General features: G+C 39.5%; 23 protein-coding genes and 1 riboswitch. Of the genes, 18 read left to right on the plus strand and 5 right to left on the minus strand.

Annotated elements, in window-relative coordinates; translation table 11 throughout:
* Positions 1–301 precede the first annotated feature (301 nt).
* The 12 genes from ACINWC141_RS08490 (at position 302) to ACINWC141_RS08545 (ending at position 15,578) form a co-directional block, all read left to right on the plus strand.
* Positions 302–643: a hypothetical protein gene (locus ACINWC141_RS08490; protein ID WP_034678056.1), complete on the plus strand. Its 342-nt coding sequence runs from the start codon at positions 302–304 to the stop codon at positions 641–643.
* A gap of 11 nt (positions 644–654) precedes the next feature.
* Positions 655–3,201: a nitrite reductase large subunit NirB gene (gene nirB, locus ACINWC141_RS08495; protein ID WP_009390217.1), complete on the plus strand. Its 2,547-nt coding sequence runs from the start codon at positions 655–657 to the stop codon at positions 3,199–3,201.
* 14 nt (positions 3,202–3,215) lie between these two features.
* Positions 3,216–4,838, plus strand: coding sequence for a nitrite reductase small subunit NirD (gene nirD, locus ACINWC141_RS08500; protein WP_009390102.1), 1,623 nt, complete (start codon positions 3,216–3,218; stop codon positions 4,836–4,838).
* Positions 4,839–4,856: 18 nt separating this feature from the next.
* Positions 4,857–7,637: a nitrate reductase gene (locus ACINWC141_RS08505; protein WP_009390125.1), complete on the plus strand. Its 2,781-nt coding sequence runs from the start codon at positions 4,857–4,859 to the stop codon at positions 7,635–7,637.
* A complete protein-coding gene (gene mobA / locus ACINWC141_RS08510; RefSeq protein ID WP_009390253.1) occupies positions 7,634–8,263 on the plus strand; it encodes a molybdenum cofactor guanylyltransferase in 630 nt (209 codons plus the stop codon). The genes ACINWC141_RS08505 and mobA overlap by 4 nt, the downstream gene beginning before the upstream one ends.
* 150 nt (positions 8,264–8,413) lie before the next feature.
* On the plus strand, positions 8,414–10,687 hold the full coding sequence (locus ACINWC141_RS08515) for a molybdopterin-dependent oxidoreductase (protein WP_009390114.1): 2,274 nt from the start codon (positions 8,414–8,416) through the stop codon (positions 10,685–10,687).
* A 224-nt stretch (positions 10,688–10,911) separates the two neighbouring features.
* The gene (gene moaA / locus ACINWC141_RS08520; protein WP_081400069.1) at positions 10,912–11,952 is read left to right on the plus strand and encodes a GTP 3',8-cyclase MoaA; all 1,041 of its coding nucleotides are present in this window, start codon (positions 10,912–10,914) and stop codon (positions 11,950–11,952) included.
* Positions 11,953–12,207, plus strand: a complete 255-nt coding sequence (locus ACINWC141_RS08525) for a MoaD/ThiS family protein (protein WP_009390104.1) — start codon at positions 11,953–11,955, stop codon at positions 12,205–12,207. It abuts the gene before it with no gap.
* A 3-nt stretch (positions 12,208–12,210) separates the two neighbouring features.
* A complete protein-coding gene (locus ACINWC141_RS08530; RefSeq protein WP_009390279.1) occupies positions 12,211–12,696 on the plus strand; it encodes a molybdenum cofactor biosynthesis protein MoaE in 486 nt (161 codons plus the stop codon).
* A 23-nt stretch (positions 12,697–12,719) separates the two neighbouring features.
* Positions 12,720–13,643, plus strand: coding sequence for a bifunctional molybdenum cofactor biosynthesis protein MoaC/MoaB (gene moaCB, locus ACINWC141_RS08535; RefSeq protein ID WP_009390259.1), 924 nt, complete (start codon positions 12,720–12,722; stop codon positions 13,641–13,643).
* Complete coding sequence (locus ACINWC141_RS08540) at positions 13,643–14,878, plus strand: molybdopterin molybdotransferase MoeA (RefSeq protein ID WP_009390241.1); 1,236 nt, start codon at positions 13,643–13,645, stop codon at positions 14,876–14,878. Before moaCB ends, ACINWC141_RS08540 begins: the two co-directional genes overlap by 1 nt.
* A gap of 217 nt (positions 14,879–15,095) precedes the next feature.
* The gene (locus tag ACINWC141_RS08545) at positions 15,096–15,578 is read left to right on the plus strand and encodes a winged helix-turn-helix transcriptional regulator (protein WP_009390232.1); all 483 of its coding nucleotides are present in this window, start codon (positions 15,096–15,098) and stop codon (positions 15,576–15,578) included.
* A 16-nt stretch (positions 15,579–15,594) separates the two neighbouring features.
* On the opposite strand, the gene ACINWC141_RS08550 is transcribed toward ACINWC141_RS08545, so the two are convergent.
* A complete protein-coding gene (locus ACINWC141_RS08550) occupies positions 15,595–16,992 on the minus strand; it encodes an aminotransferase-like domain-containing protein (RefSeq protein ID WP_009390081.1) in 1,398 nt (465 codons plus the stop codon).
* 123 nt (positions 16,993–17,115) lie between these two features.
* Between ACINWC141_RS08550 and ACINWC141_RS08555 the strand changes: the two genes are divergently transcribed.
* A complete protein-coding gene (locus ACINWC141_RS08555) occupies positions 17,116–17,979 on the plus strand; it encodes a DMT family transporter (protein WP_009390108.1) in 864 nt (287 codons plus the stop codon).
* A gap of 2 nt (positions 17,980–17,981) precedes the next feature.
* Here the strand turns inward: ACINWC141_RS08555 and ACINWC141_RS08560 are convergent, their stop codons facing one another.
* From ACINWC141_RS08560 to tusD, 4 genes are read right to left on the minus strand one after another with little or no spacing between them, the layout of a single operon-like run.
* A complete protein-coding gene (locus tag ACINWC141_RS08560; protein WP_009390289.1) occupies positions 17,982–18,293 on the minus strand; it encodes a TusE/DsrC/DsvC family sulfur relay protein in 312 nt (103 codons plus the stop codon).
* A gap of 18 nt (positions 18,294–18,311) precedes the next feature.
* Positions 18,312–18,596: a DsrH/TusB family sulfur metabolism protein gene (locus tag ACINWC141_RS08565; protein ID WP_009390186.1), complete on the minus strand. Its 285-nt coding sequence runs from the start codon at positions 18,594–18,596 to the stop codon at positions 18,312–18,314.
* Between the two features lie 17 nt (positions 18,597–18,613).
* On the minus strand, positions 18,614–18,964 hold the full coding sequence (locus ACINWC141_RS08570; protein WP_009390085.1) for a hypothetical protein: 351 nt from the start codon (positions 18,962–18,964) through the stop codon (positions 18,614–18,616).
* 44 nt (positions 18,965–19,008) lie between these two features.
* Complete coding sequence (gene tusD, locus ACINWC141_RS08575) at positions 19,009–19,377, minus strand: sulfurtransferase complex subunit TusD (RefSeq protein WP_009390281.1); 369 nt, start codon at positions 19,375–19,377, stop codon at positions 19,009–19,011.
* A gap of 65 nt (positions 19,378–19,442) precedes the next feature.
* Here tusD and ACINWC141_RS08580 point away from each other — a divergent pair, with 65 nt between their 5' ends.
* The 5 genes from ACINWC141_RS08580 to ACINWC141_RS08600 all read left to right on the plus strand — a co-directional run bounded on the left by ACINWC141_RS08580 (position 19,443) and on the right by ACINWC141_RS08600 (position 25,449).
* A complete protein-coding gene (locus tag ACINWC141_RS08580) occupies positions 19,443–20,450 on the plus strand; it encodes an NAD-dependent epimerase/dehydratase family protein (protein ID WP_009390252.1) in 1,008 nt (335 codons plus the stop codon).
* 114 nt (positions 20,451–20,564) lie between these two features.
* Positions 20,565–21,959, plus strand: coding sequence for a class II fumarate hydratase (gene fumC / locus ACINWC141_RS08585; protein WP_009390149.1), 1,395 nt, complete (start codon positions 20,565–20,567; stop codon positions 21,957–21,959).
* A 723-nt stretch (positions 21,960–22,682) separates the two neighbouring features.
* Positions 22,683–22,913: a hypothetical protein gene (locus ACINWC141_RS20385; protein WP_034678059.1), complete on the plus strand. Its 231-nt coding sequence runs from the start codon at positions 22,683–22,685 to the stop codon at positions 22,911–22,913.
* A 386-nt stretch (positions 22,914–23,299) separates the two neighbouring features.
* Positions 23,300–23,791 carry a hypothetical protein gene (locus ACINWC141_RS08595; RefSeq protein ID WP_009390283.1) on the plus strand — a complete coding sequence of 164 codons (492 nt, stop codon included), beginning with the start codon at positions 23,300–23,302 and terminating at the stop codon, positions 23,789–23,791.
* 150 nt (positions 23,792–23,941) lie between these two features.
* A riboswitch (glycine riboswitch) is annotated at positions 23,942–24,029 on the plus strand.
* 175 nt (positions 24,030–24,204) lie between these two features.
* Positions 24,205–25,449 carry a D-amino acid dehydrogenase gene (locus tag ACINWC141_RS08600; RefSeq protein WP_009390244.1) on the plus strand — a complete coding sequence of 415 codons (1,245 nt, stop codon included), beginning with the start codon at positions 24,205–24,207 and terminating at the stop codon, positions 25,447–25,449.
* Positions 25,450–25,486 lie beyond the last annotated feature (37 nt).

Genomic DNA, 25,486 nt, shown 5'->3' on the forward strand with positions numbered 1-25,486 from the left:
AATTAAAGAAAAAATCAAGAATTAGTGGCACTTTAGTAAGCCAAATCATAGGGCTGGTCAATATTGGTGCAAAAATACGTCTCATTTTGTAGCAAGGCATCGTTTTATTTAAATCCTATAAGTGCGCAGTGATAGAGCAAGCAAAATAAGGCTTGATTATTTGCTTACATATTAAAAATTACTATCTATATGAAATTAAAAATAAAAAATATTATTGCTTTGAGTTTTTTAAATATTGGCATGCAAAATGCTTAGTTAATTACAGGTCGAAGACGACCATGAGTTTTAAAGACGGCCAACGATGTCCGTTCTGATCGAGTTTGTGAGTGCAACCGTACACACAAAGAAGTTACGTTCAGTCGGAGTGAAGGTCATGTCTTTATTTTTATTGCATAAAAAAGTTACATCTGAATTATTTAAATTTTCAGTTCCAGCGATGCGAGCCTTCTCTAAGAGGGGGCTCGCTTTTTTTATTTCTTTTTATGACTTTGCTGTGCATTGGGTGTCGTCAACGAGTAAAAAAAATTGGTTTCAAACAGCTACATGCGTTGTGAGCTCGATTCGCTTCTCGGTAGAGCACAAGGCAAAAGAACAACGTCTATTTGAGAACGCAATAACGCAGCTTAAAAGCAACGTGATTTGAGGAGAAACACTATGAAATTGGTAATGATTGGTCATGGTATGGTGGGCCACAAATTCATCGAAGCCATTTTAGAAAAAGCAGATGATGAACTAGAAATCACGATTCTCGCGGAAGAGCCTCGTATCGCGTATGACCGCGTACATTTGACTGAATATTTCTCAGGGAAAACAGCAAAAGATTTATCTTTAGCACGTTTTGACTTTGCCGATGCTCATGGTATTGATTTACGTCTTAATACAAAAGCAACTGCAATTGATACAGTGGCACAAACGGTCACAACCAACCATGGCGATGTGATTAGCTATGACAAATTGGTGTTGGCAACAGGTTCGTATGCATTCGTTCCACCGATTCCGGGTAATGACCGTGAGAACTGTTTTGTTTACCGTACCATTGAAGACCTAGATGCCATTCGTGCAGCGAGTTTAAATGCAAAAACAGGCGTAGTGATTGGCGGTGGTTTGCTTGGGCTTGAAGCCGCTAAAGCTTTACGTGATCTAGAATTGGAAACACATGTTGTTGAATTTGCGCCACGTTTAATGGCAGTTCAAATTGATGACTTAGGTGGTAAAGTTTTACGTCGCAAAATTGAAGATCTTGGTGTAAAAGTTCATACACAAAAAGCGACTCAATCTATTGAGTGTGGTGACAGCACAACGCATGTAATGAAATTTGCTGATGGTAGTGAGCTTGAAGCAGATGTGATTTTATTCTCTGCGGGTATCCGCCCGCGTGATGAGCTTGCACGTAATAGTGGACTCGCAATTGGTGAGCGTGGCGGTATCGTAATTAATGATTACTGCCAAACTTCAGACGCAAACATTTATGCCATTGGTGAATGTGCACTTTGGCAAAACAAAATTTATGGTTTGGTTGCACCCGGCTATGACATGGCGCGTATTGCAGCAAAACACATTGTAGATGAAGAGTGTAACTGCTTCGCTGGCGCGGACATGAGTACCAAGTTGAAGTTGATGGGTGTGGACGTTGCCTCTGTTGGCGATGCACATGCCATGACGCCGGGTGCATTAAGCTATTTCTATGCAGATGAGCATGCACTGGTTTATAAAAAGATTGTTGTAAATGCAGATAAAACCAAATTGCTTGGTGCAGTTTTGGTGGGTGATGCCAAAGAATACAACGACCTTTTACAAATGATGTTAAACGGTTTGGCTTTACCTGAAGTTCCGGAAAGCTTGATCATGCCGGGCTTTGAACAGTCGGCAGGAAAATCTGGTGGTAGCGGTGTAGATTTGCTGCCTGACAGCGCAACAATTTGTTCATGTAACAACGTATCAAAAGCAGACATTTGCCAAGCAATTAGCGATGGTTCGACTTCTTTAGGGGCATTAAAGAAATGCACCAAAGCAGCAACAGCATGTGGTGGTTGTGCACCATTAGTAACTCAAGTGTTGAAATCTGAGTTACAACGCCAGGGTGTAACTGTAAATAACCATATTTGCGAACATTTCCCGTACTCGCGTCAAGAGTTGCATCACTTGGTTCGTGTCAATGAAATCAAAACTTTTGATGATTTAATTCACCAACACGGTCATGGTTTGGGTTGTGACATCTGTAAACCGACTGCGGCAAACATTTTGGCTTCTTGCTGGAACGATTTTGTACTTGAGCCAAGCCATGCAGGCTTACAAGACAGTAATGACTACTACTTGGGTAACATCCAAAAAGATGGTTCTTACTCGGTTGTACCACGTATGGCTGGCGGTGAAGTGACTCCGGATGGTTTGATTGCCATTGGTCAAATCGCGAAAAAATATAACTTATATACCAAAATTACTGGCGGTCAACGTGTTGACATGTTTGGCGCACAAGTCCACGAGCTTCCATTCATTTGGGAAGAGTTAAATGCTGCTGGTTTCGAGTCTGGTCATGCTTACGGTAAATCATTGCGTACCGTGAAATCATGTGTGGGAAGTACTTGGTGCCGTTACGGTGTAGATAACTCGGTTGGTTTAGCGATCGAGCTTGAAAACCGCTACAAAGGTTTACGTTCACCGCATAAATTAAAAATGGCGGTGTCTGGCTGTACACGTGAGTGTGCAGAAGCGCAAGGCAAAGACGTAGGGATTATCGCGACCGAAAAAGGTTGGAACCTTTATGTATGTGGTAACGGCGGTATGAAACCACGTCATGCTGAATTACTTGCCTCTGACCTCGATAAAGCAACGCTCATCCGTTATATCGATCGTTTCTATATGTTCTACATCCAAACCGCAGACCGTTTACAACGTACTAGTGTATGGCGCGACAACATGGAAGGTGGACTAGATTACCTGAAATCTGTGGTTGTTGATGATTCTCTGGGTTTGGCTGCCGAGCTTGAGCGCCGTATGGAACACATTATTGAAACATATCAAGATGAATGGCGTACGGCGGTGGAAAATCCTGAAGTCCGTAAACGTTTCCAGACTTATATCAATGCGGGCGCAAGTGAACAGGCCGATCCACACATTCAATTTACAACTGAACGTGGCCAAATCCGCCCATTATCAGATGTTGAGCGCTCAGAAGACCGTATTCCAATGGTTGAAGCATAAGCAGGAGAATTTCTATGAATATCGTACAAGACAAAAATATGCTTCCTGATGATCAATGGATTGATGTGTGTGCACTCGATGACTTAACTCCAAACACTGGCGCGGGTGCACTAGTGGGCGGGCAAGCCGTGGCAATCTTCCGTGTTGGACATGAAAAACGTGTTTATGTGCTGAGCAATAAAGATCCGTTTAGCCAAGCCAACGTCATGAGCCGTGGAATTATCGGTGATTTACAAGGCGAACGTGTCATAGCATCGCCAATCTATAAACAACATTTCAGCTTAGCAACGGGCCGTTGTTTAGAAGATAAAGACCAAAAGCTTTTAGTTTACCCAAGCAAAATTGTAGATGGGCGTGTTTGGGTCAATGCGGTGCCACAAAAAACTTATATTACCAATACGGGTGTGTCTCAAGACAAACTGAAATTGGTACTGATTGGTAACGGTTTAGCGGGGATGCGTTGCCTAGAAGATCTACTGGATATGGCACCCGATCGTTATGAAGTCACAGTGATTGGGGAGGAACCTTGGGGTAACTATAACCGTATTATGTTATCTCCGGTTTTATCAGGTGAAAAAACCATTGAAGATATTATGTTGCATCCACCGAAGTGGTATAGCGACAAAGGCATCAAGTTTATTGCAGGTGATAAAGCGGTAAAAATTGATCGTCCGCGTAAAGTGGTTTACACCGAAAAAGAGCAAACAGTTGATTATGATCGTTTGATCTTGGCAACAGGTTCAGCACCGTTTATTCCACCAGTTCAAGGCGTTGACTTAAAAGGTGTTTTAACTTTCCGTGATATTTATGATGTTAACACCATGATTGAGTACTGCGGTTCAAAAACCAATGCAGTGGTAATTGGTGGTGGTTTACTGGGTTTAGAAGCAGCTTACGGTTTAAAACAACGCGGTATGAACGTGACCGTATTGCACTTAATGGACCGTATTATGGAGCGTCAACTCGACGGTCGTGCGAGCCAGTTACTGCGTCATAGCATTGAGCAAAAAGGCATTCACATCATTACCGAAGCGAATACAGAAGCTTTGGTGGGTGACGAAAATGGTCATGTGAAGCAAATTCGTTTGAAAGATGGCACAGTTTTAGAAGCCGATCTTGTAGTGTTTGCAGTGGGCATTCGTCCAAATATTGCTTTGGCACAAAGTGCTGGTTTACGTTGTAACCGTGGTGTGTTGGTCAATGACACCATGCAAACGTTTGACCCAAGTATTTATGCAGTGGGTGAGTGTATTGAACACCGTGGACAAACTTTTGGTTTGGTTGAACCATTATGGGGCCAAGCTTTTATTTGCGCGACCCATTTAGCAGAACACGGCAGCTTAACTTTTAAAGCTCCGACCGTACCGACTCAGTTAAAGGTGAGTGGAGTCGATGTATTCTCTGCGGGTAACTTTGAGCCGAAAGATGATTATGAAGACATTATTCTGAACGATGAAAAACGCCAGATTTATAAGCGTATTATCATTCAAAGCGATCGAGTAATCGGTGCAGTACTGTTCGGTGATACTGAGGATGGCATGTGGTATGCAGAGTTGATTGCAGACCAAACACCTGTTTCTTCATTCAGAAATAAACTGCTATTTGGTCGAGATTTTGCATTAAAAAATGCAGGCTAAATAGGGAAAGGAGCAGTTATGAATAGTATTCCAAGCGTTGAAGTCGATAGCTCCGATCATGTTGCAATAACAATCAAAACAACATGTCCATATTGTGGGGTGGGCTGTGGTGTTAGCGTAAACGTCCAACAAAAACCTCAAGGACCTCTGGTACAAGTTGAAGGGGATGCCGAGCATCCTTCCAACTTTGGACGCTTATGTATTAAAGGTAGCCGACTTGCGGATACTTTAGGGTTAGAAACACGTGTTTTACAGCCGATGATGGGGCGCAAGGCCAATCGGACAGTAACAACGTGGGATGAGGCAATTAATAAGATCGCTGATAAATTCCAATCTTGTATTGATCAATATGGTCGTGACAGCATCGCCTTTTATGTATCAGGTCAGCTTTTGACTGAAGACTATTATGTGGTGAACAAGTTTGTAAAAGGCTATTTGGGTACTGCAAATATCGATACCAACTCACGCCTTTGCATGTCATCTGCTGTGGCAGGTCACAAACGTAGTTTCGGTGAAGATATTGTGCCTGCAAGTTATGAAGATTTTGAACATGCAGACATGGTGGTATTGGTTGGTTCTAATACTGCATGGTGCCATCCTGTACTTTATCAGCGGATCATGCAGGCTAAAAGCCAAAATCCAGATATGTTCGTGGTCGTGATTGACCCACGATTTACCAGTACCTGTGAACAAGCGGACTTGCATTTGCCGATTTTACCGGGCCAAGACGTGGCTTTATTTAATGGCTTATTTCAATATTTATATCGAAATGGCCATGCTGATCAGGTCTTTGTAGATGCCTATACCGAAGGCTTACAAGATGTTTTAACAAGTAGTCAGCAAGAAACTGATATGGAATATGTGGCAAAGCGTACAGGAATTACGCTAGAGAAGTTACAGCAGTTTTTTAAGAAATTCGCTCAAACTGAAAAAGTAATCACTCTATTTTCAATGGGTGTGAATCAATCAAGTCAAGGCGTAAGTAAAGCTAACAGCATAATTAACTGTCATTTACTGACAGGCAAAATTGGTAAGCTCGGCGCTGCACCATTTTCAATGACAGGTCAGCCCAATGCGATGGGTGGCCGAGAAGTGGGTGGCCTAGCCAATATGCTAGCGGCGCACATGGATTTAGATAATCCACTACATCAAAAAGTAGTGCAAACTTTTTGGGACAGCCCATTTATTGCGACTCAAGCTGGCTTAAAAGCTGTTGATTTGTTCCGTGCTGTTGAAGCTGGAAAAATTAAAGCCATTTGGATTATGGCAACCAATCCGGTGGTGAGTTTGCCAGATGCCGATCAAGTTAAACGTGCGTTAGAGAAGTGCGAACTGGTGGTGGTATCAGATATCTGTGCAGATACCGATACGACTGCTTACGCTGATGTGTTACTGCCAGCCTTAGGTTGGGGTGAAAAAGATGGAACTGTTACTAACTCTGAACGCCGTATTTCACGTCAGCGCGCATTTTTACCTGCGCCGGGTGAGGCAAAAGCAGACTGGTGGTCTGTTAGCCAAGTTGCGAAAAAATTGGGCTTTAATGGTTTTGACTTTGTGGGTGCAAGTGACATTTTTAATGAGCATGCGGCTTTGTCAGCACAAGATAATGTAGACATTGATTCGCGTGAAGAAAGTAATAATTTCCGTTATTTCAATCTGAAAGGGTTAATGAATCTAAGTGGTGCTGAGTACGATACTCTACAACCAGTGCAATGGCCAGTATGGGATAAAAACCAAGACGCTAAAGCTGTACAACAACTCTTTGGCAACGGGCAGTTTAGTCATAAAAATGCCAAAGCGAAATTGATTCCGACTGTCGCAATCGATCCGGTCCATGCGGTTTCAGAAGACTATCCACTTATTTTGAACACTGGGCGTATTCGTGACCAATGGCACACCATGACACGTACGGGTTTGTCATCAAATTTGACCAGTCATCGTGCCGAACCATTCTGTGAGATTCACCCAAGTGATGCCTTAAAATTTGGTGTACGTGATCAAGGCTTAGTCGAAGTCCGTTCGAAATGGGGCAGCTGTGTATTACGGGTGACATTCTCATCGGGTGTACGCCGTGGGCAAATTTTTGCACCCATTCACTGGACTGAACAAGTTGCGTCCGATGCTCGTATTGGTAAAGTCGTTAACCCAGAGGTCGACGCTATTTCAGGTGAGCCTGAGTTTAAACATACACCTGTCACCATTCAGCCGTTCTATACCACTTGGCAAGGTGTGCTCTATGTACGTGAAGGGTATGACTCCCATATCCAAGAATCGTTACACCACTGTGCATGGTGGACTAAGGTCAAAATGGTGAAAACTAACCGTTATGAACTTGCCGATCGCCAAACTTTTCACGATACTCAAAAGAATCTGAAAAACTTTTTGCCATTTGCCGATGAAACATTTGAATGGTTAAGTATCGAAGATATCTCGTCACAACTGAGCCATAGTGTTATTTTGAAAGATGGCATTGTAATTGCAAGTCTATATATTGCACCGCCAGATTTATTGCCAGACCGTGATTGGGTTGCTAGTCTGTTTAAACGCGAACGTTTAAGTGCCTTGCATCGAAAAGCGTTACTGGCCGGCATGCCAATGTCTGCTACAAATAATGATGGGCCTTTAGTGTGTAGTTGTTTTAAAGTGGGTAAGAATAAAATTATTGAAGCCATTAAAACGCAAAATATTACTCATGAAAAACAAGTTACTGCTTGTTTGAAAGCAGGTGGAAATTGTGGTTCATGTTTACCTGAAATCCGTGGCTTGATTAAAGCTTGCCAACAAGAGGTAGAAGTGTGAATAAGGGATATCCCGTAACTGATCTGGTTATTCTGGCGGGTGGACAAGCCCGCCGTATGAACGGTTTAAATAAGTTATTGCAGCAATTTGATGGTGAACCCCAACTTCTTAAAATTCACCAAAAATTAAAACCATCTGTGTCTAAAATTTGGGTTAATAGTCATCGCGACTATTCGATCTATCAAAGTATTGTGCCAGATATTAAATGTTTTCAAGATGATGCTTCTGGTTTTTTCGGTCCGCTTATGGGGATGAAAAGTGCATGGTCTCATGTACAAGCAGATTATGTTTTGTTTATTCCTTGTGATGTGACGTATGTGCCAACGCAAGTAGTTGCGAAATTACACAGTGCACTTCGAAAAAATAAACAGGCTCAAGCAGCTTATGTTTCAATTAATGGAGATGCTTTGTATCCATTTTGCTTGTTAAAGCGTGAAAGCCTAAGCACGATAACAGAGCAAATTGACAAACAACGATTAAGTTTAAAAGAATGCTTTAAGCTTTTACATGCACAAGTCGCCATATTTCAAAAACAAAATTTATTTTTCCATAGCATCAACTCTCTAGATGAACTTCAGCAATATAAACAAATCAATGCCTTTAAAGAGATATTTACAGCAAGTTAAAAAACTAGACTTTATCTATGTAGATATTCAACTGATGACCTAAACAAATTTTAAATGATGTGTTCTTGACTATTTATTATATAGGTTCTATTTTGGAACTTGATGTTTTAGTTCCATCTATATGCATAAAAATAAAGGGAGTCAATCGGAATGGTAGAAGCGCTGAAGCAAAACAAAACGGATGTGACCGCATGTATTCTATGTTCAAGAAATTGCGGTTTAAGTGTTGAAATTAAAGATAATCAGTTTGTCAAAATTAAAGGCAATCCTGAACATCCATTTTCACAAGGCTACATTTGTCAAAAAGCCGCACGATTACAGCATTATCAGCAGCACGCAGATCGTTTGACTACACCTTTGAAACGTCAACCAGATGGCTCTTTTCAAGAAGTGAGTTGGGATGTGGCTATACAAGAAATTGCCGATCGATTGGTTCAGATTAGAGATCATTTTGGGGGAACTGCTTTTGCTTCTGTTGGGGGCGGTGGTCAAGGCAATCATCTCGGTGCAGCATATGGCCGACAACTTTTGCTGGCCATGAAAAGTTATTATGCTTATAACTCTCTTGCTCAAGAAAAAACAGGTGATTTCTGGCTCAATGGGCGTTTGTTTGGAAGTCAGGCCTGCCATACGACAGAAGATGTTGAACATGCGGATTATGTTCTTTTTATTGGGACAAACCCTTTTCAAGCACATGGTATTCCCAATGCACGAGATACGCTAAAACATATTAAGAAAGATCCGAATCGGACCATGGTGGTGTTTGACCCGCGTGTTACCGAAACAGCTAAACAAGCAGATATCCATGTGCAGCTAAAACCCGGAACAGATGCTTTTTTAATGTCAGCTATGATTGCGATCATTATTAAGGAAAAGCTTTATGATGCAGCGTTCATTGAGCAACATACGCAAGGATTTGACGACGTAAAAACAGCATTTGGTCGTGTGCCGATTGAAGACTATATTGCCAAAGCAGATGTTCCGGTTGATTTGGTTTACCAAGTGGTTCGAGATTTTGCCAAGGCTAAAAGAGGCTGTGTACGTATCGATTTAGGCATTCAGCATACTTTAAATACGACATTAAACGGATATTTAGAAAAACTACTGTACTTACTGACTGGAAACTTTGGAAAGCAAGGTACCAATAATTTGCATACCATGTTTATTCCAATTTTGAGCGATACAGATGAAAGAAAGCCGAAATATCGACGTAGTGTTTACCATAAAATGTTCCCGATTTCTGGATTCTTCCCGCCTAATATTTTGCCCGATGAAATATTAAAAGCAGGAGAAAAACGAATTCGCGCAGTTTTTGTGGATAGTTGTAACCCGCTATTAACTTATCCTGATACACCTGCCTACGAAAAAGCATTTAAAGCATTAGACTTATTAGTTGTGGTCGATGTTGCTATGACAGAAACCGCGAGACTAGCAGATTATATTTTACCGGCTCACACCCAGTTTGAAAAATGGGAATTTACCGGTTTTAACTTGGAATTCCCTAAGAACGGTTTTCACTTAAGACACCCGGTATTAAATGCTCAAGCGAATACTTTACCGGAAGCAGAAATTTATACGCGCTTACTTGAAGCCATGCAGGTAATTCCAAAAAGCTTTCCGCTTTTGGAAAAAATAGCTTCAGTCGACTCTAAAAAAACAGCCTATTTACCTTACTTGTCGGCATTAGGCCTTACTTTTGCACGCCATAAAAAATATATCCCTTTTGCCGCTTCGATTCTCTATCGGACTTTAGGTAAATATTTAGAAAACTCAGCTGCTTCAACGGCATTCTTATTACCATTGTCTATTCAATATGCTGTTTTACACACCAAAGCAGTACGCCGTGCGGGTTACAAAGGTAATCCTTTAACTTTAGGCGTTCGGTTATTTGAACAAATTTTAAAGCAACGTTCAGGCGTAGTGTTATCACAACACGAATATGATGAAATCTGGAAACTGGTTGCTTATAAAGATAAGAAAGTACGCCTTGCTATTCCCGAGATGTTAACTGAGCTAGCAAATTTAAAAAATCATCAGGTTAATGTTGAAGAGTTTCCTTTCATACTTTTGTCGGGGGAGCGCCGTAGCTATAACGCAAACCAAATTTACCGTGATCCTGCTTGGCGAAAAGTAGATGCTGAAGGGGCTTTACGAATTCATCCGGAGGATGCCCAAGCTTTAAGTGTAAGTGTCGGTGATCGACTCAACTGTATTTCGAAGCATGGGCAAATTCAGGTCAGCATAGATTTAGATGAAGGCATGCGAAAAGGAGTTGTGTCACTTCCACACGGCTATGGCATGCGCTTTCAAGGTGGAGAACCAATTGGGCCACAATTAAATCAACTGATTTCCGGTGATCATTGTGATCCTTTATCTAAAACGCCGTACCATAAATATGTACCCATCCGTTTAGAAAAGTGCTAGAAATAATGTAGGGCAAATAAGAGATGGAAACTGCACTAATTTTACACAGTTTTAAAATTACAGTTGAAGTAGTGCAGTAAAATCTATTAAAAAAACCTGAGAAGTTATGGATGATAAATAGAATTGGAACAAATTTTGCATAAGCAGAGCACTATTGGAGAGCAATTTGCTATTTTAATTGCCCATAAAAAGTGCCAGCAATATTTGAACTGTTCTCGACATGAGTGCAAATGATGAAACAATATCACTCTGAAACTGCGTCAATGCTTTTGCAAGATCAATATGGGCGCATCAAGCGGAAGTTACGTATTTCAGTAACTGATCGCTGTAATTTTAAGTGTGTATATTGCATGCCTGAGCATCCTGAATGGTTAAATAAACAAGACTTGCTTAGTTTTGAAGCGCTTTTTCAATTTTGCTATTTTATGGTGCAGCAAGGTATTGAAAGTATCCGCATTACAGGCGGTGAACCATTAATGCGTCAAGGTGTTGTCCATTTCGTTCGTGATTTGCAAGCCTTAAAAGCATTAGGTTTAAAACGGATTTCAATGACCACCAATGGACACTATCTTGCTAAATACGCTAAGCAATTAAAAGATGCTGGATTAGATGACCTAAATATTAGTTTAGACAGCCTTGATCCGATTCAATTTAAAGAGTTGACCAAGAAAAAATTAGAACCAGTTCTTGAGGGTATTCAAGCTGCAAAAGATGCAGGACTACCCTTTAAAATAAACTGCGTGTTAATGAAAAATAAAAATGACGATCAAATCCTACCGATGGTGAAGTGGTCGATCGATAACCATATTCCTTTACGTTTCATTGAATTTATGCCACTTGATGGTGATGCACTCTGGTCAAATAAAGATGTGGTGAGTGAAGCAGAAATTTTACAGGCTTTACAACCCCACTATTCAGTACAGGTTATCGAGCAGCAGCATGAACCCGCACGCCAATATTTGATTAACAAAAGCTACTCTCTAGGAATTATTTCCACAATTACTCATTCATTTTGCCATCAATGTGACCGTATACGACTAACCGCACAAGGTGAGTTATATAACTGTCTCTTTGCACCGCAAGGTTTAAATATTAAGCCTCAGCTTCAAGCATTGGTAAGTAATCAGTACATGCCAGAATACGATGTGTATATCCAAAATTTAAAGAATTTGGTTCATCCTTATATCTGGCACAAAGCCAAAGGTTTTCATGCCTTACAACATCAACAAACCCGTAAAATCAGCATGCATATGCTTGGGGGATAAATGCAACAATCTATCCAAATTAAAGTCGAAGCATTTGGTGCAATTGAAAAATTGCTTCCTCAAAATCTTTCGTTAGTTTGTCCTAACCAGATTTTGGTTAAGGATGTATTAGATGAAATTGTTTTATTACATCCGGAATGTACAAAAGCCATGGAAAAATGTGCGTGTGCTATTGGCGATAATGTCATAACGAGACAATCTACCTTAAGTGAGCCATGCACTTTGGTTTTATTATCACCAGTTGCAGGGGGGTGAACCATGCGAGATTTTGCACGTATACAAGAGCAGGCTTTAAGTTTAAATATCTTTGATCCTATTGAATCATTTCCTGAATGCGGTGGAATCGATATTTTTATGGGTACGGTTCGTAATCACCATGAGGGAAAAGCTGTTAAAGCGTTGAAATATACGTCATATAAACCGCTTTCTGAAAAAATGATACGTGAAATTGAACTGGAAATTGAGAAAAAGTATCAGGTATCTTATGTGCGAGTGATTCATCGAATCGGTTATCTAGATGTAGGTGAAACAGCCATTATTGCAATAGCTTATGCAGCCCATCGCCGTGAAGCTTTTCAAGCATGTGAAGAAGCGGTGGAGCGAGTGAAGCATGAAGTGCCAGTTTTTAAAGAAGAGTTCTTTACAGACGGTACAAGTCATTATGTAGAAGGCTGCTGTATTCGTAAGGATGCACCGCAAGAACACAAGCATCACCATCATGTCGGCCATGAACACTCACACTGAAATATGCACAACTAGGATAAATAATGAAAAACGTAGGAATGAAGCCGGAAAGTTATCGTGTTGCTGAAGCACAAGCAATTTTATATGCGCCCCCACACTGTATTGAATTATTAAGACAAGGAAACACTGAGAAAGGGGATGCATTAAAAACTGCACGTGTAGCAGGAATTTTAGCAGCGAAACGAACTGATGAGCTGATTCCTTTGTGTCATCCACTGCCGATTTATCGTGCAGATGTTGAATATGAATTAGAACATGATTTTGTAAAGATTATTACCATGGTCGAAACCATTGGTCCGACTGGTGTGGAAATGGAAGCTCTAACGGCTGCAAGCCTTGCGGGATTAACCATTTACGACATGTTAAAACCACATTGTGAACCCGAAGAACTCTGGATGGATCAATGTAAATTGCTTAAGAAAAAAGGTGGCAAATCACACTTTAAGCGAGTTCTTCGTCAGCCCGTATCGGCAGCGGTTATTGTGTTATCTGACACGGTTGCAGCGGGCAGAAAACCCGATACAGCCGGAAAATCTGTGGTTGAAACTTTAACAGAAGCAGGATTCGATCCAATTCATTATCAGATTTTGCCCGATGAAGCTGAAACTCTAAAGGATTTAGTGCTTGAGTTGAGTAAATCATATGCTTGCGTTATGACCGTTGGTGGCACTGGAATTGGTAAGCGTGATATTACAGTTGATACACTAGAGCCACTTTTAGAACGAAAGCTAGATGGCTTAATGGAAGCTGCGCGTTCATTTGGACAAAAACGTACACCATATGCTGCAATGTCGCGTGGAGTAGCTGGTTTTATTGACCGTTCTTTAGTGGTGACTTTACCGGGAAGCCGTGGTGGAGCGAGCGAATCAATGGCTGCTATTTTACCTGCCTTAGTTCATATTTTTGATGTTTGTCGTGACTTACCACATCCGGGAGGCTATGAATAATGTCAGGTTGTGGTGCAGAACGTGGGTTGATTAGCGTAGATGAAGCAATTGAGCTGATTAGTAACCGACCTAAAAAATTAGGCTCAATTCAGCAAGTTCTTCAAAATAGCCTAAGTAGATATCTTGCTAAAGAAATTTATTCAGAAATTAATTTGCCAAGTTTCTCTCAAAGTGCTGTAGATGGTTATGCACTTTGTAGCCATACAGAAGATTTAAATAATCACAAGTTTCAGGTTACAGGCGAGATTCGTGCGGGAAGCAAAAGTCATGACATCCTGAATGAAGGGCAGGCAATTCGTATATTTACTGGTAGCAAAATTCCTGAAGGCACAACACATGTTGCGAGGCAAGAAATTGTATCGGTTCTTTCAGCACAGGAAATTTGTTTAACTGAGCATATACGTCCGCAAGCCGATATTCGTTTTACGGGTGAAGAAATCAAGAACGGGCAGTTACTTGCTCAAGTTGGTCAGTTTCTGAATATTGGAAGTTTAGCTGCCTTAAGTATGGCGGGTGTACAAACGGTTGACGTTTACCGTGCACCGAAAGTCGCTGTTTTAGTCACTGGCGACGAAGTAGCCGAAAAAGCAGAAGATTTGGCAGAAGGCAAAATCTTTGATGCAAATGGTCCATTATTAAAAGCTTGGTTTCAAGATTACGGCCTAGAGGTTGAACTCATTCATGTGGCAGATGAGGCAGAGCAAGTCACACATTACTTTAATCAGTTAAAAGATAGCCATGATGTCATTATAACGACAGGTGGAGTTTCTGTAGGTGATTATGACTTCGTCCGGCCATGCGCTTTTGAGACTGACTTTGAACAGATCTTTTGGAAAGTAAAACAGAAACCGGGTAAACCCCTGTTTTTTGCTGAATATTCAAATTCAGAAAAAGATCATCATTGTTATTTGCTCGGTTTGCCGGGTAATCCTGCTGCGGTTTATGTCTCTATGCAGGTTTATGGTAAAGCATTGCTTGACACTTTGCAGGGAAACTCGGCAGGGCCAGAGTGGTTTAGTGCAATTTTGGATCATGATTTAAAAGAAGATGCACGCGAGCGTTTTTTACGAATGCATGCTTATTTTGAAAATGGTCAGCTTAAAATAAAAAGTCTGGCAAAGCAGAAATCTCACATGCTCAGTAATTTAATGCAGGCCAATTGTCTAGTACGAATTCCGGCAGGTGTAAAACTAGAAGCAGGCCATATATTGAAGGGCGTATTCATTTCAAATTAATTATAAAAGAGGGTAAATATGGCTCATTATGAAAAAGAGTGAGTTATATTTACTTAGAAATTTTTAATAATAAATTTTAATTTTTTCATAATGAAAATTTTTTTATAAAGTTGATAAGAAGTTATTTTTATAATGAATCTTGCATAAATCGTGGTAAGTGGTTTAGGGTATAAACAATAGGGCCGTTAGGCTAGGAAATATTGAGGAACGCATAAAGATGAAATGGGATGACATCGGTGATCAACCTTGTTCGGTTGCTCGTATGCTATCAGTGATTGGCGATCGATGGACGATGCTAATATTGCGTAATGCGTTTATGGGAATACGCCGTTTTGACGATTTTCAAAAATCATTAGGCGTAACTCGTCATGTCCTTTCAGATCGTTTAAAGCGTTTGGTTGAATACGAAATATTAGCGAAAACCCCTTATTTTGATCGTCAAGAACGCTTTGAATACAAACTTACTGATAAGGGTTTTGAGCTTTATCCAATTATCTTGTCTATGGCGAATTGGGCAGATAAATGGATGGATCAAGGTTTAGGCAAACCTTTAGAGTATCGTCATAAAACTTGTGGCTATAAGTTCGAACCGGTTATGGTATGTTCAGTTTGCCATGAACCTTTACATGCCAAACAAGTGCAAGTTTCAGCTGGACCGGGCTATTTTGCATATATTGAACAAAAACAGAAACAAGCTTAATTTTCCCAGCTATATATTATAAAGGCTCTTGTTGAATAGCATCAGCAAGAGTCTTATAAATATGTTCATGATTTGACTGTGCTACATTAAATCGTATGAATTGACCCGCATTAGAAGCTTGGCTAAAAGCATTGCCGGGTGCAAGAATAACATTCTGATTAATACAATATTTCGCAATTTTTGAAGCTTCTAAACCTTCTGGTAAATGACACCATACAAAAATTCCTGCTTGAGGCTTAATCCATGGCTTTATACCCAGAGGTTCGAGTTTCGTAATGGTATCGTGCATCGCTTTTGCTAAACGAACTTTGAGTAATTCTAAGTGCTTGCGATAAGAACCATCCGTTAAAGCAGTAAGCAAAACTTCAGCAGACACACCATTGTGAGAAAAGCTCGTAGCAATTTTTAGGTCGGTGAGCTGATCAATCCATTCTGGCTTGGCAATAATATAACCACAGCGAATAGAGGCTGATAAGGTTTTAGAAAAACTTCCAATAAAGATTACCTGTGAAAGATTATCTAAAGCAGCGAGCCGTGGGGCAGGTGTATATTCAAAATCTGAGAAAATATCGTCTTCTACTACAATTAAATTTGATTGCTCAATCAGCTTTAATAGTTGGTGTGCGGTAGAAAGAGAAAGTACTGCACCAGTTGGATTGTGAATTCCTGAGTTGGTGATATAAAGACGTGGATTGTAAGTATCAATTGCTTCTTTAAATGCTTCTAAATCAGGGCCTGTAGCTGTGTAAGAAACTCCAACTACTTTAACTTGATGAACTTTGAGTAATGCATGAAAGTTAAAATAACAAGGATCGTCAATCAGAACGACGTCATCAGGCTTTAGTAAAAATCGGAAAACTAAATCAATCGCTTGAGTTCCCGAATCTGTTAAAAGTACTTGGTTTAGATTTGCATCTATTCCTTTTGTTTGGGCACGCCTTGCTAGTAAATCACGTAAAGCTGGTAATCCTAACGGGGTTGAATAACCCATTAAACAAGCGTCTGAACTCCTTGCAGCTGCCCTTAATCCTTTACGAATACTGTCTAATGGCATCCAGTCGTCGGGGAGCCAACCGCAGCCAGGCTTAAATACGTCTACTTTCGCTTCCAAAGACTGACGAGAAATCCATAAAGGATCTACTGAACGTTCTAATTGAGGGCTCAACTCACTTAAAGCTAAAGGGGCGAGAGGGCCAACAATATAAAATCCAGATCCAGTTCTCGATTCAATTTTTCCCAAAGCAATTAATCTTTCATACGCCTCTACGATGGTTGAGACTGAAAAGCCCAGATCATGTGCTAATTTGCGAACGGAGGGTAAGCGTGCTCCAGGCATTAAAGACCGATTTTTTATTTGCTGTTCAATCTCTGAAATGACAATTTCAATTTCAATTTTGGTTTTGTTCTGGTTCACTGACTTACAATCCGAACTGTACTGGTTGTTAATACATAACAGTTCTTTTAAATTGTACTGCTTTGTATCTGGTTTAATCACCTTAGCACAGCTTAAATTCTTCGTATAGTGACGGAGAAAATTATGAATAGGTTTATGAATGGCTGGGTGAATGGTTTTATTGGCGTGGCTATTTTTGCGGGGTCATTACCAGCAACACGTGTAGCCGTAATGGGGTTTGAACCCGGCTTTTTAACCGCAGCACGAGCTGCAATTGCGGGTATTTTAGGACTTATTCTTATTTTAGTTTTAAAACAAAAAAAGCCAGCGAAGCAAGATTGGTGGCCTCTTGCCATTGTTGCTTTAGGGGTTGTGATTGGTTTTCCGTTGTTTACAGCACTTGCTTTGCAATATATGAATGCAGCCCATTCAATTGTATTCGTTAGTCTTTTGCCGCTTGCAACTGCAATATTTGCTGTGCTAAGAGGTGGAGAAAAACCAAATCAATTTTTCTGGATATTTGCAGTATTGGGGAGTGCGGTTGTTTTCGCTTATATGTTCTTCCTTTCTGGTGATACATCACTTGGAATAGGAGACTTTTATATGTTAATGGCGATTATTTTTTGTGGCTTTGGCTATGCAGAAGGTGGTGTACTTTCAAGAAAAATAGGCGGGTGGCAAGTCATTTGTTGGGCGCTGATTTTGTCTTTACCTTTTATGTTGTTGCTTACTATTTTCTATATGCCAGCTTCATTCCAAAGTGTGTCTCCATCGGCTTTAGTTGGTCTTATTTATGTGTCTTTGTTTAGTATGCTCATTGGTTTTTTCTTTTGGTACAAAGGACTTGCACAAGGTGGAATTGCTGCCATAAGTCAACTACAACTTTTACAGCCTTTAATGGGGCTCGCTATTGCAGCGGCGTTGTTACACGAACATGTGAGCTGGTCAATGTTAGTGGTTACAGCAGCAACTATTTTATGTGTCGCTGCTGCCAAAAAGTTTACTTAACTTTATAAACAATTTGCTGGTTTAGGAACGCCTGCTAAACGGCTTAAATGACGGGCAACTAAACCAGTATTAAATTGTTGCTGCAAAACAGCATTATTAATCTCTGGACTTACCGTTTTCATTAAAAATTTAATGAGTGGGCGAGTTGCTGGAGAGTGACCAAACTGTTGATAAAACTGACGCACAGCAGTTAAAACTTCGAAATGCCATTCGGTTAATTCGATATCAAGTGACTTAGCAAGCTCTTGTGCCACTTCAGGATTCCAGATTGTATAATCAACCAAATGACCATCTTGGTCTAATTCTAAATTCATGAAACCAGCCTAAATATATTATTTAAGAGAAATACAGCGATTAAACGTTAAAACCAGATCTGCAAATTGATCATAGTCCAATACATTTATCTGAGCTAAAGTATCTGTATTGAGTAAATCTTTTTCAAGACTCAAGCACGAAACAGATTCAAACTTTTGAATCATTTCGGCTGAAAGCCGTGCAACAGAATCACCCATAAAAATAATTTGGTCGCCTTCCTGATAAAGATGACTTAATTCACCAATAATATTCGGTGTATTGTGATAAGTAGATTGCACAAGATAAAGTGTTGATGGATTCATTAAAATTACACCTTCATCTACCAATATAAGACATGGTCAAAAGACTGAATGAGCTCATGATTTAACTCAATGAATTCGAGCTCTTGTTCTGTTTGTTGAACAAAAGGATTTTGCTGATTTTTGCTTTCGATCAGAATTGGGCTTAAATCATAAAATTCAAAGCTTTCGACCATATTTGATGCGACTTTGAAAGTATGATGAAGTTGACTAAAGCTTAAATCATTTTGTAAAAGGCTAAGTGCAGCATCTTTCAATAATACTTTGACTGGCGAGCCAAAGGTTGCTAAAACCATAGTAGCAGAAAGGCTTTCATTGATTTGAAGACTGGTTAAATTGGCTTGGCTTAAAATGACGAGTACAGATTTCACACAATATACCTTTTAAAAGCAACAATCTAAGCAAACAAAGTAACTTAAAATTGAATAAGACGAGATGCTGACTGTACCGCATCAGCAAGTTCACCTAACCCGACGAGTTGAAAGTCTTTGGCAAGGTTGTGATGAGTAAGGTGATGGCGACTGGCATTTTCTGCATCTGTAATACCACGAGCGAGGGCAGCACTCACACAAACAGGAAGTCGAATCGAGAGCTTTTGCCATTCATGCGTTAAATTGCGCTGGTCGTCAGGAACCCATTGAAAATCATTAGCAACCTGCACGCCGTCTTGGTAAAAGAATACACGAAAGTCTTCATTTTTACTTTTGAGTGCCTGAGCAAGTCCTAACGCATGCCAAGCATGAATGGAAGTAGGAGCAGAGGTAATTAGTAGTAATGTACTCATTGAGAATTCACTATGGTCATACGTCTAAATGGGCGTAGATGCATTAAGAGAAAGGTAAGTATACAATGATTTTAGTGACAGGTGGTTTAGGCTTTATCGGTTCACATATTGCGCTGAGTCTCATGGCTCAGGGTCAAGAAGTGGTAATTGTCGATAATTTGGCTAATTCAACCTTGCAAACGCTGGAACGCCTAGAGTTTATTTCTGGCATGTACGTTCCATTTGTTAAACTTGATGTACGTAATACACCCGCATTGAATAAGGTCTTTGAGCAATATTCAATTGATGCAGTTGTTCATACTACCGGTTTCAAATCAATTGAAGAATCTAATCTTAAACCTCTTGAATATTATAATGATAATGTAAGTTGCATCATGAGCTTACTACGTGCCATGCAACGCACAGGTGTCCGTCACTTTATTCATCTGTCTAGCCTTGCAGCGTATGGAAAATCTGGTCTGCAATTAAGCGAAACAGAAGAATTTAATTATACTTATCCTAATCCCTATATTAAGTCTCAACAGATGATTGAAGAAATTATCCGTGATACTTATAAAATTGACCATGAGTGGAAAATTGCGATCTTGCGCTTATCTAATATTGTAGGTGCATTTGAACATGGGGTGCTCGGTGAATATGTTGCACAGCTTCCTAAAAATATTGTACCGCTTGCTATGCAAGTTGCCGCAATGCAACGTGATTTAATCGAATTACAAGATCAAGCTGAAACATCGGACCATACGACTGAACGTAGTTTTTTACATGTTTTAGATGTATGTGAAGCTGTAACTGCAAGCTTACATTGGCTGCGCGATCAAACCCATTGTTGTGAGGCATTCAATATTGCCCATGACCAAGTACACTCTATTCGTCAATTACTCGATGAAATTTCACAAGTCACTCAAGCCGAAATTCCGACTCAACCTGCGATTTATAAACATGTTGAGTTAGGCCAAGTTGGGGCAGACATAACGAAAGCAAAAACATTATTACAATGGGCACCTAAACGGCCATTAAAACAAATGATTGAAGATGAATGGCGCTTTTATCAAAATACATTAAATGGAAGATAAGATAATGATTCTTATTTACAATAATGGAATGCTTGAGTACGATACTAAAATTAACTAGCCAGAGCAAAACTTGCTTCAGCCCGTGAGTTCTTTAACCAGACAACTGAGGTTTCTATGCAAACACGTATTGAACATGACACTATGGGTGAGATTGAAGTTCCAAATGAAGCATTGTGGGGAGCACAGACTCAACGCAGCTTACAGAACTTTAAAATTGGGCAAGAGCGTTTACCCCGTGCCATGATTCGAGCAATGGGGCTGGTCAAAAAGGCTGCTGCGTTAACTAATGCTGAACTTGAACAGTTACCGCAAGATTTGAGTCAATATATTGTCGGTGCGGCTGAAGAAGTCATTGATGGTAAGTGGGATTCACAGTTTCCTTTAGTGGTCTGGCAGACAGGTTCTGGTACGCAAAGTAACATGAACTGTAATGAAGTAATTGCCAATATTGCAAACCAAAAATTAGGTCAAGCATTGGGTGCCCAAAAACCGGTACATCCAAATGATCATGTCAACCGTGCTCAATCAACGAACGATTCATTTCCAACCGCTATTCACGTAGCAGCAAGTTTGCAAATTAATGAATTACTCATTCCTGCCGTAGAGCAGCTTAAAGCGACTTTGCAAAAAAAATCAGATGAGTTTCAGTCTATTGTTAAAATAGGTCGTACCCATTTACAAGACGCAACGCCGTTAACATTGGGTCAAGAATTTAGTGGCTATGTCTCTCAGCTTGAGCATGGATTAGTGCGCTTGCAACAGGCGTTAACAGGCTTATATGAATTACCATTAGGCGGTACTGCGGTAGGGACTGGGCTAAATGCACATCCTGACTATGCAGTGAAAGCAGCTGCTCAGCTTGCTTTGCTTACAGGCTTACCATTTGTAACGGCTCCAAACAAATTTGAAGCACTTGCAGGACGTGATGCTGCTGTTTTTGCTTCTGGTGCATTAAAAACGCTTGCAGTCAGTTTAAATAAAATTGCAAACGATATTCGCTGGTTGGCTAGTGGTCCACGTTGTGGTTTCGGTGAAATCCGTATTCCTGAAAATGAACCTGGTTCAAGCATTATGCCGGGGAAAGTAAACCCGACACAAAGTGAAGCAATGACCATGGTTGTTGCACAAGTGCTTGGAAATGACACGACTATTAATGTGGCAGGTGCTTCAGGTAACTTCGAATTAAACGTATTTATGCCAGTGATTGCCTACAACCTATTACAGTCTATTCAGTTGCTTGGCGATGCTTGTAATAGTTTTAATGATCACTGTGCGGTAGGAATTGAACCTAATCAGGATAAAATTGATCACTTCTTACATAACTCTCTTATGTTGGTAACCGCTTTAAATCCAGTGATTGGCTATGAAAACTCTGCAAAAGTTGCAAAGACTGCTTATAAAGAAAATAAAACTTTAAAGCAGGTCGCTGTTGAGCTCGGTTTAGTTACAGCAGAACAATTTGATGAAGTGGTTAAACCTGAAAAAATGGTTTCACCAAATAGTAAATAATCTTTTCTGATGGACTTTTTTATTAGCAAATACTTGGGTAATATCCGCGAGTTGCTAAGTACAACAAAAGTCCTGAATGATCAGCGCAAAAAATCATAAGGGGAAGGCCTGCTTGAAAAAGTAGGCTTTTTTTATATCTTTAAATATAAATGTCATATCTAGGCTTTATTTTTGCTAGGTTATTTTAAGCCCAAATCAATAATTGTTCTAACAATAAAGAAATCTTAAATCATTATACTGTCTCAATTCAGGAATGCTTTTCCAGTGCATACCAAAGCAACCTTTTTGAAAGTTAAGTGTAAAGATTAATTTAAATAGTAGTTAACCCATTAGAAAGTTAACTCTGTTAGATGTATGACGCCATAATAAAACCAAGCAGGTATCGACTAATGGCGGGGTTTTTTATTATTAAGTATTTCTGTAATATCTATGTATTGGTTTAGCACTGAATGATTAGTGTTAGGAATCAAAAGAAAGGGTGGAGTTTAAAATACATATATATTCAAATATTTATAGTTTTTTTAAAGGTTTGAATTATTTTATTTTTAATTTGATTCACATTGTTGATGTTTAGCTGTAACGAAATTGGAAAATGACTGTATGCATCTTTCAATTTTAGATTTAAGCATCTTTTTTTGTTAGGCCCATTTCTGATTGAGATGAGGAAGTAGGCTTATTATTTTTTAAGAAAAAACATAATTTTTAGATGGAATTTGGATAGTGATGTACACAATTAGATATGTTCATCGGAACAATACTTACTATGTCGCTTCGAATATCGAAGGAAATTTTATTATTCTTGAGTCAATTGATTCAGAATTTCGTATGGGTCATCAAATTTCTTATGATGGTGAAAAGATATTCAACCTTACTTTGAATGATGAAACTGATGCAGTCATTAAATTAGAAAGTAATGAAAAAACAGCATACGAATACTTACTTTCGGTTAAATAAACTGGTTTTTTATGATGAATTATTTCTTTAGGAATTAGGTAAGAGTAAAAAATACTTCTTAATAATAAAGCGAACAACGTTATTAAAAAATTCTTATTGGTTGTATATCTATTACCGTATAAGAAGCCCGCCAAAGACTAGTTCTTGGTAGGGAGGAGATAGCCATGACAATAATTAAACACATAACAACGAAGAGCTCTTTTCGGACGGCTTTTTATCAATAAAGCTTAAACTTTCACTAATTAAAGGCGAATTAGCGTTGAATAAGCTGTCATAATTGTTAAAATGCGCACCTTGTCCTGTTTTTATGTTGTTTTTAGTTTTGCATCTTTTTGCGATATTTTAAATAAACTAATTAAAACAGAAGCTTAGCTAAGGATTTTTGAATGCTCTCTATTTATTTGACAGATACTCAACAACATGTGCAATTTAATGATTATCCTGGTGATCAGCCTGTTAAGTTTCTGTTAAATCTTAAAAAGATTTTCCCGAGTACAGGTGACTTATTATTACCAGTTTTACCTGATGATAATGATCTAGAAAATGTAACTTGGGAATCAACTTCAGAAGATTTTGATGTCTTTAAAAAGCTATTGGCTGGATGGGGAGTTATTGAACTTCGTTTAAATGCAATTACGGCTTATAAAGATAAAAACTTTGCGAATGAGTTAGTGAAACAAGCTCAAGCAAAACGTAAGAAAACAGCACAAAAAAACCATCAACTCTCTTTGGTTGCACTTGATTATATTTTTATGCATGAAGTTCATGCATTAATTGATGCGGAATTGGTCACCATTGGTGAGAAATTTTATTTACCAACCTTGCGTGAGCAATGGAAAGGCATAGTTTCAGATCCAGTGCTCAATGGAAAATTCTAATTAAACACAAAAGGTGAATTTATGAAAATTCACCTTTTTTATTTTTATAATTAAATTAATGAGTTATCACTTGATAATTGCTGGTACAAAAGTTTACAAGAAAAGAATGCGTTTTTTCTAAAGTGGCAGATACATTGCTTATATAAATACAAAATTATTGCGGGAGAGAGGTTCGAAAGAACCCGCCGAAGGAGCAACAAGCCCGGAAACTCTCAGGCAGAAGGACTGTAATAATTAAAAAATCTGGAGAGAAGCTTAGATTTATAAGAATTGAAAATAATAACTTATAAATTATAAACTCACCGAAGGGGAAGATCTAAACGTTAAAAGGTAACGTTGGGGTCGAAACTCTCAGGTACCAATGACAGATGGGCTGTACTGATGAAATGTTCTGCATTTCTGAGGAGTCTGTTATGCCACATGTTATTGTGATAGGTGCGGGAATCACAGGGGTTACCTCTGCTTATGAATTATCGCAACTGGGTTATCAAGTCACAGTGATTGATCGACATCTATATCCTGCAATGGAAACATCATTTGCCAATGGAGGGCAATTATCGGCTTGTAATGCCGAAGTATGGAACCAAAAAGCCACTGTAGTTAAAGGCTTTAAATGGATGAGACAAAAAGACGCACCACTACTGCTGAATCCTTCATTTAGTTTGCATAAATATAGCTGGCTAGTTGAGTTTTTATCCCATATTAAAAACTATGAAGCAAACACGATTGAGACAGTCCGTTTGGCATTGCTTGCTCGTAAGCGTTTATTCGAGGTTGCTGAAAAAGAGCAACTCGAGTTTGATTTGGAGAAACGTGGAATTCTCCATATGTATCATAGTAAGGCTGACTACGAGATTGCTAAACAAGTAAACAGTGTATTGAACAAGGGTACATTAGAGCGTTATTCAGTTTCACCTGATGAGATGAAAACCATAGAACCGTCGTTAACAGGCGAATATTTTGGTGGCTATTACACGCCAAGTGATGCAACAGGGGATATTCATAAATATTCAACTTCTTTGGCTGAAAAGACTAAACAATATGGCGTTCAGTATAAATTCGGTCTGGAAGTCACAGATATTAAGTGTCATCCAGACAAAGTGATCGTAAGTTGTCAGCCAAGCGCAGAGCATCCTTATCTTGTTGAAACCGATAGCATCCAAATCGAAGGTGATGTGCTTGTAGTTTGCGGTGGTGTAGGAAGTTATCAACTCGCCGATATGATTGGAGAGCGGGTAAATGTGTACCCAGTAAAAGGTTATTCAATTACCGTGCAATTAAAAGATGAGCAAAGTGTAAAGAATGCACCGTGGGTTAGTTTACTAGATGAGAGCGCTAAAATTGTGACTTCTCGTTTAGGTAAAGATCGGTTGCGCGTGGCGGGCACTGCTGAATTTAATGGTTACAACCGCGATATACGGGCTGATCGTATTCAACCTTTAGTAAATTGGGTAAACCGTAACTTTGATATTTCAACTGAGCATGTTGTACCTTGGGCTGGGTTAAGACCAATGATGCCTAATATGCTGCCTGTGGTGAAGCAGGCTAAACAGCCTCGTATTTTCTACAATACAGGACATGGGCACTTAGGGTGGACTTTGTCAGCGGCAACAGCGGTTTTGGTTGGTCAGGATATTGCACAAAAATATCCAGTCTAGAAAGTAAAAAGCCAGTGTTCAAACACTGGCTTTTATT

The organism is Acinetobacter sp. WC-141, from assembly GCF_000313935.1.
Classification (GTDB): Bacteria; Pseudomonadota; Gammaproteobacteria; order Pseudomonadales; family Moraxellaceae; genus Acinetobacter.